The 7,193-nt window shown below is 72.7% G+C and carries 5 protein-coding genes; all 5 read left to right on the forward strand.

Annotation, left to right across the window (positions count from 1 at the left end; genetic code table 11):
• Positions 1-1,179 (forward strand): type I-U CRISPR-associated protein Cas7 (locus VF202_15845; GenBank protein HEX7041590.1); only part of this gene is annotated, 1,179 nt, incomplete at its 5' end.
• 14 nt (positions 1,180-1,193) lie between these two features.
• Positions 1,194-2,789, forward strand: a complete 1,596-nt coding sequence (gene csb2 / locus VF202_15850) for a type I-U CRISPR-associated protein Csb2 (GenBank protein HEX7041591.1) — start codon at positions 1,194-1,196, stop codon at positions 2,787-2,789.
• Entirely contained in the window at positions 2,786-5,869 is a 3,084-nt protein-coding gene (gene cas3u, locus VF202_15855; protein ID HEX7041592.1) for a type I-U CRISPR-associated helicase/endonuclease Cas3, read from the forward strand. The genes csb2 and cas3u overlap by 4 nt, the downstream gene beginning before the upstream one ends.
• Positions 5,866-6,957, forward strand: a complete 1,092-nt coding sequence (locus VF202_15860; protein HEX7041593.1) for a hypothetical protein — start codon at positions 5,866-5,868, stop codon at positions 6,955-6,957. The genes cas3u and VF202_15860 overlap by 4 nt, the downstream gene beginning before the upstream one ends.
• Before the next feature lie 9 nt (positions 6,958-6,966).
• The coding region (locus tag VF202_15865) for a hypothetical protein (protein ID HEX7041594.1) at positions 6,967-7,193 on the forward strand (227 nt) is incomplete at its 3' end.

Consider the following 7,193-nt stretch of genomic DNA (forward strand, 5'->3'; position numbering starts at 1 on the left):
AACGACCGACTCAGCCTCGAACACCTCACCGAAGCCTCGCGCCCGGGAGGACCAAGTGTCCTGACCGAGGTCACCGAGCTAGCGCCCGCCGCCGGCGAGCACGCCAGCGTGGCGCCAGCCCGGTACACGACCAAGCAGGGCGAAGCCACTTACGTCTACGAGGACCGCTTCGTAGACGGCGAGCGGGTCATGACAGTGCTAGTGGACAGCAAGTCCTCGGTCGGGAATCGCATGGAGTCGGCCGTCCTCGACGCCATCGACGCCGGCCACCCGCTCATCTCGAGGTGGCCTCGCATCGAGGTCACGTACGGCTCGGGAGAGGGCAGCCGCAAGTTCTACTGCCTGAACCTGCCGCACCGCGCGTTCGACGCCCACATCCGGGCCGGCACCGTGGAGGGCACGCCGGTCACGCAGCACGAGCGCTACGTGACGGCGCGCGACTCTGACCCGTCGAACGCCCTCGCGATGCTGAACATCAGCTTCGCGACGCCGACGTTCGGCGGCTGGGACTCGAGCCGCAGGGCCCACCAGGCCCGCTACCCGAGCCTGATCGTCGGCGAGGTCGTCGGCGTGCTGGCGAACCAGGAGAGCACTGTGCCGAGGCCGGCTTCATACTCGGGAGCGCGCGTCGACCCGGTGGCGATGGGTCTCAACCTGGACAACGAGAAGCTCAGGCAGATCCTCGAGCCTCAGGCGAACGAGTACTCTCCGAAGTTCCTCGGCAAGAAGTCACTCAAGACGTCCGAGCTGGGCCTCGCCGCGATCCCGCCGAGCGACGAGGGGCTGGCAGGGATCGCCACCAAGCGGATCATCCGCTCGCACGTGCTGAGCTTCGCCCTCCTCCGCCGCCTCCGCTTCGGCGCCGGACCCGATGGTGACGTCGCGATAAGGGCGCTCGTGGCGGCCGCGCTCATCAACGCGATGGTGCGCTCCGACAGCGAGCTGCAGCTCCGCGCGAACTGTCACCTCGTCGAGAAGGAGGCTCCCCGGCTCACCCTCGACCTCCGGTTCGGGAAGACGCTCGAGCTCGAGCCCCTCACGATCGAGGCCGCCGACGCGCTGCTCGAGGAGGCCTACCAGGCCGCGCAGCCGCACGGCGTGGAGTGGAGCGGCGTGACTCTCGCGGTCAAGGGCAACGACCTGATCTGGGGCGCTGTCGACGACGCCGGCGCCGAGTGAGGTGAGCTCGAAGCATGGGGCTCAACATCACGGCCCGCTTCGTGCTCGGCGCCTACCAAGGGCGGAGCCCTAGCGGGCAGGTCGAGACGTACCCCGGCACGGACCGCCTGCTGGCGGCGCTGGTGGCCGCTGCGGGGAGCGGTCCTTACGCCGAGGAGGGCGATGCCGGCCTGAGCATCCCCGAGCATCACCGCGCCGCGCTGCGGTGGCTGGAGGCGCACCCGCCGAGCCGGCTCAGGCTGCCCGACTCCACCCTGAACGCTCCAGACGTCGTCGCCTACAGACGCTCGGGCCTCATGGACCGCGGCTCGTACGGCGCCGGCGAAGCCAAGCCGGCGGTGGCGCGCAGCTTCGTCTCCGGCCCCGTCGTCTGGCGTTGGGACGAGGAGCCCGCAGGGGAGGTGTTCGGCGCGTTGCGGGAGCTATGCGCCGAGGCCAGCCACCTCGGCGAGGCGCAGTCGCTGGTCGTGCTCGAGGCGGCCCTCGACGACGAGCCGTTGCCCGACGCGCTGGAGCTGGTACCGAGAGAGGAGCTCTTCCCTGCCGCGGCGGTGCCCGTGAGCACGCCGCTGCCCGGCCGCCTCGAAGAGCTCGAGACGGCGCACCAGGCCCTGAGGAAGGCCCGCCGGCCCGCCGAACGGGCGATAGCGAAGGACGAGGACGAGGTGGTCGCGCCTTGGCCCGACCGTCGCCTGGAGCTCCTCTGGTACCGCCAAGCCGCGGAGCAGCGGCGGGCTCGAGTGCCCTGGGACCGCGCGCTCGTCCTCGAGGTGGCGCCGGCGGAGGGGAACACCGCGTGGCCGCCGCCGCCGGAGGAGGTCGTCGACTGGTGCGTGGCGCTCCACCGCGCGCTCGTGAGGGTGCTCGATCCCGACGTGCCGCCCCTCGTCAGCGGCCACTACCCGCCCGGAGAGCCGCTGCCGGCCAACCGCCTGGCGATCCAGGTGGTGGACCGCCGCCTGCCCCTGGGCTTCAGCCTGGCGGTGGGCGTGGAGGCGGCCTTCGCGCTCCTCTTGCCCGCCAGCGCGACCGCCGAGGACCAGGACGCGGTGGTGCGAGCCGTGCACGCTCTCGGCAGCAGGAAGGTCTACCGCGGCGGCGGCGGAGCTCTGGAGGTGCGCCGTGTCGTGCCGGTGGCGGGCGACTCCTTCTGGCGGCCGCCCGAACCCGGCGTCACCCGCTGGTGGGTCACGGAGCCCCTGGCCGTAGCCGAGACCCGTCCCGCGGCCAGGCGGAGCAACGGCCGCTGGACCCTCGCCGACGCCCTGCACCTGTCGTTGGGCCTGGCGCACCGCGACCTCCTCGGGCTGCCCCCGGCCAAGGGCAACGCGGCCTTCAGGGGGGTCGTCGACAGGGTGAAGCCGCGCGTCGAGGTGAAGGCGCTCGAGCAGGTCGCGGGCCCTAGCCTGCCTCGGTTCATGCACCGCATGAACCAGGGCCAGCTCGTCACGGCTTACCGGGCCCTCCTCAGGGCGCCTGACCTCCTCACCGACACCGCCCCCGTGGCCATCGGGCAGTCGCGGCACCTCGGCACGGGACTCCTGGTGCCCGTCGACGTGCCCCAAGCCGCGGGACGAGAGCCTGCCGACGGAGGGAGTGAGGCGCCGTGACCCTCGACATCGACGCCTTCGAGCGGTTCTTCGCGGAGAACAACGGCGGCTCGCTGCCGTTCGGCTGGCAGAGGCGCCTGGTCGAGCACGTCCTGAGCGAGGGCGCGTGGCCGCGGGCGATCGTCGCCCCGACGGGGACGGGGAAGACCTCGGTCATCGACGTCCACGCCTTCGTGAACGCGGTCGCCCACGAGCGGGGCTTGAGGCTCCCGAGGCGGCTGGTCATGACCGTGAACCGGCGCAGCCTCGTGGACAGCCACGCCGAGCACGCGAAGCGTCTGGCGGACAACCTGCAGCGGGCGGAGGACGGGTCGGCGAGCCGAGAGGTAGCCGACCTGCTGAGGGCCAGGTCCGCGCACGACGGCGTGGAGGGCCCGCCGCTCAGCGTGCACACGATCCGCGGCGGCCTGCCCATCGGCCGCGACTGGCGCCAGGCGCCCGCGGCGTGCGCGGTCCTGTGCATGACGCCAGACATGTGGGGCAGCAGGGCGCTGTTCCGCGGCTACGGCACGTCGCGCTGGGCGCGCTCGCTGGAGGCGGGCGTGCTGGTTCGCGACACCGTGCTGGTGCTCGATGAGGTGCACCTGAACCGCCAGCTCCTCTGCACTGCGCGTCGCATCGCCTACCTCGACGCACTAACGGCCGAGGGGATGGGCGTGACCGGCCTCCAGGTCGTCGCCACCACGGCCACCCCCGACGAGGAGGGGGGCGTCGGCGTCTCGCCCTCCGACCTCACCGAGCCAGGCTCGGGTCCTGTCCTCGCAGCGCGGCTGGAGACCCCGAAGCCCGTGACTGTCAGGGAGCTAGAGGTCGCCCGCGCCCAGACCGAGAAGCTCGCTGCCGCCTTCGTCGACGAGATGCTGGCCATCGAACCCGCGGCGCAGGGCGCGACGGTCGGTTGCGTGGTCAACACCGTGGCCCTGGCGCGGGAGGTCCGCAAGGAGCTGACCGAGCGACCGGGGGTCGCAGCAGCGGACGTCGCGATGCTCGTGGGCGGTCTGGCTCCCCTCGCGGCCGAGGAGGTGGTAGCCGAGCTGGGCCTAGGAGGCGACGGCACTGCCGGCGACCGCCGGAAGCGCTTCGTCGTCGGCACCCAGGCCCTCGAGGTCGGGCTCGACATCGACCTGGGGGCGCTGGTCACGGAGCTGGCGCCCGGGTCGGCCCTCGCCCAGCGCTTCGGGCGGCTGAACCGCCACGGGAGGAGGGGCTCTGGCCCGGCCGTGGTCGTAGCCCCCAAGTACGACCCCAAGGACACGCGCGTGCCTTACGAGCACGACGAGCTCGTAAGCGCGCTCGCGTGGATCAAGGAGCTCGCCGCGACGGAGGCGGGTGTCGCGACTACGGCGCTGATGAAGTGCCCGCCGCCGCAGGAGGCGCGCAGGCGCCTCCTCTACCAGCGCCTCGAGTGGCCCGACGTCCACCGCCTGGCGCGCACTTCCGAGGACCTGGCGGTGGCCGAGACTGACCTGCCGGACCACGGCGAGGACCTGACGCTGTGGCTGAGGGACTCGTTCGACGAGGAGGTCGAGGCCTCGGCGGTGGTGCGAGACCTCCTGCCGACCGACACCCTCGCCGCCGCGCGCGCGGCCGACCTCACTCCCCCGCTCGACGCGGAGACGTACCGCTCGTCTTTGAGGCGCATCCGTCGGCTCGCCCAGGCGCTCAGGACAGCGCACGAGGGGCCGCTGATCGTCTACCGCGCCGGCAGGGCCACGGTGCTCGACGAAGTGAGCGGCCTGCAGCCCGGCGACACTCTGGTCATCGAGCCGTGGCGAGCGGCCAGGGTCCACCACAACGAGGAGGCTGCCCACGTGTGGGGCAGGCACGCCAAGGAGCTGGAGGACCTTCACGAAGCAGCGCTCGAGCGGCTCGTACGGCACGCCCGGGAAGCGGGCGAGCGAAGCCGACCGGCCGGAGAAGGTGAGGCACCCGCCGACGGCTACTGGCAGGTGCGCATCGCCCGCAGCCTCACCGAGCGCCGGCGGGACGGCGAGCCACCTCCGAGCGCCGAGCCAGGAGCGAAGAACGGGCTCCAGGAGAAGTTCGAGCTCCTTCTTAGCCATGCCGAGCGGTTGGCGTCCGCCTCGGCCGACGGTGGGGGCTCATCCTCCGACCGGCCGGCGAACGACGCCGGGCTCGGCGACTCGTCCACGGAGGACGTGGGCGAGGTCGCGATGGCGCTCCTCTCCACGGTCGCCGAGGTCCTGCCGAGGCTCCTCGACGAGGAGTGGTCTCGCAAGGTCGAGGCGGGAGGGTTCGTCTACGGCGCGCGTGCTCTGGGCGAGGCCGCCGAGCGGCTCGCAGAGGCCGCTGCCGCCGCCGACACCGCGTCCGGAGTCCTCGCGGACCTCGTGACGACCGCCGACGGCTCCGAGTACCTCCTGGTGCTGCGCAGCCGCCAGCTACATGTGCAAGATGAGGCCAGGTCGGAGCACTCGAGGGGGTCGGTTCGACTCGCCGACCACGTGAACGCCGTGACAGCTCGCGCGGAGGCCCTCGCGGCGAAGGTGGGCCTCTCCCCTGGCCTCGCCGAGGCCGTGAGGCGGGCCGCCGAGCTGCACGACGCGGGCAAGGCCCATCCGCGCTTCCAGCGCTACCTGCGGCGCGGGCGCCGAGGTGAGGCGCTCCTCGCGAAGTCGGGCTACCCGTTCGATCTCACCGCGCATCGCCGCTACGGCCTCTCCGGCTGGCGGCACGAGCAGCTCTCGGCGGCCGTGGCCTGGTCACGGGCACAGACCCTCGGCGAGCCCGAGCTGGTGACGTGGTTGGTGGGCACCAGCCACGGGCGCGGGCGCGCCGCGTTCGACCACGACAGCCGCGCCCTCTACTTCGCGTCCGGCGCGGCAGGCGCTTCGAGGCCGAACACAGGCGCCGACGCACCCGGCCCCGCGACCGCAACGGCAGCGGAGGCGGCCAACGACCTCGACGCCGCCGCCGATGCGGCTGCCGAGCTCTTCGACGAGGGCCTCTGGGAGGAGTGGTGCGAGAGGCTCTCCCGCCGCTTCGGCCCCTGGGGCCTCGCCTACCTCGAGGCCGTGCTGCGCGCCTCGGACCAGACGGTCTCCGCGGAGGGACGATGAACGAGCTTCACCTCAAGGGAGACGTGCGCAGCGCGCTCACCCACCTCGCGGCCTACGGGCTGGCCGCGATCGTCGAGGACGCCACGGGGGCGCCGTGCCACGTGCGGGCCCTGAGGGACGGCGCCGCCGTGCGCCTGCCCCTCGGCGTCACCGAACTGGACGCCGCGACGACCGTGCGCGACCACGCCGCCCGGCGCCTCGAGGGCTGGCCCACCCGCGTGAGGGACGGAGGCACCGGGGTGATGAGCCCGCGCGGCCACTCCCCGAAGGACGAGCGGGAGTGGAGGGCGCTGCAGGAGGACCGCAACGCGCTCCTCGACGCCGCCTACGGTCCGGAGCCTTCGTGGCTCGACCTCTTCATGATGCGCGCGCTCGGCGAGCCGGCGTACTGGTTCGAGCGCCAGGACGGACGCCTGGACCTCGACCGCGGCGCCAGCCGGTGGGAGATGAAGACCCGCAACCGCGGCGAGGACTTCGTCGCCAACCGCCTCTCGATCCTCTGCCAGGCCGTGGCGAACCGGTCGCCGGAAGCGGTGCTGGCGGGCATGATCGGGGAGGCGCCGGTTGACGAGGCGGGCAAGAACGCCGTCGACAGCCGCACGCCCACGGGCCTCGCGGCGCCCGGGCCCACCGACAACGCCCTGGCCTGGTGCGCGCTGTGGGGCATCTCGGTGCTCCCGACCACGCCGAACGCCTCGCCCCGCCCCGGGCGCAGCGGCTCGGGCAAGCCCAGCGTGAGCACCGGGATGCTCACGGGGCTGCCCAGGCTGAACGACAACTGCCGCGCCTACGTCTTCCTCCCCTTGTTCGGCCAACCCACCAGGCTGGCCCGCGTGCGGGTTGTGCTCACGAGCGGGGCGCTGGCGCGTCGTGCTGCCGTGCTGGCCCTGGAGTGGGTCGAGCGCGTTCGCTCGTTGGACGACCGTGCAAGGGAGCTGATGCGCGGGCTCAAGCGCAGCACCGACGTCGAGTGGCTCGAGCGCAAGGGGTGCGACGCCGTGCTCCTGGCTTACCAGCACTTCAGCGACAACGTGAACGCGCCGGAGCCGCACGTCACCATCGGCACGGTCCACCGTCTAGGCGCTTGAGGTGGGGCCATGGTCGACGACCCCATCCCCATCAGCCTCGTCAGCCACCTGCTCTTCTGCCCGAGGCGCGCCTGGCTGGAGGCAGCAGGCGAGAAGACCGACACGATGCAGATGGCGAGCGGAACGTCCGACCACTCCCGGGTGCACGACCCTTCCACGGCTCGGGGTAGCGAGCTGCGAGCCATAGACGTCGGTCACCCCGAGTGGGGCGTGGTCGGGCGGATCGACGCAGCCGA

The sequence above is a fragment of the Trueperaceae bacterium genome (genome assembly GCA_036381035.1).
Lineage (GTDB): Bacteria > Deinococcota > Deinococci > Deinococcales > Trueperaceae > DASRWD01.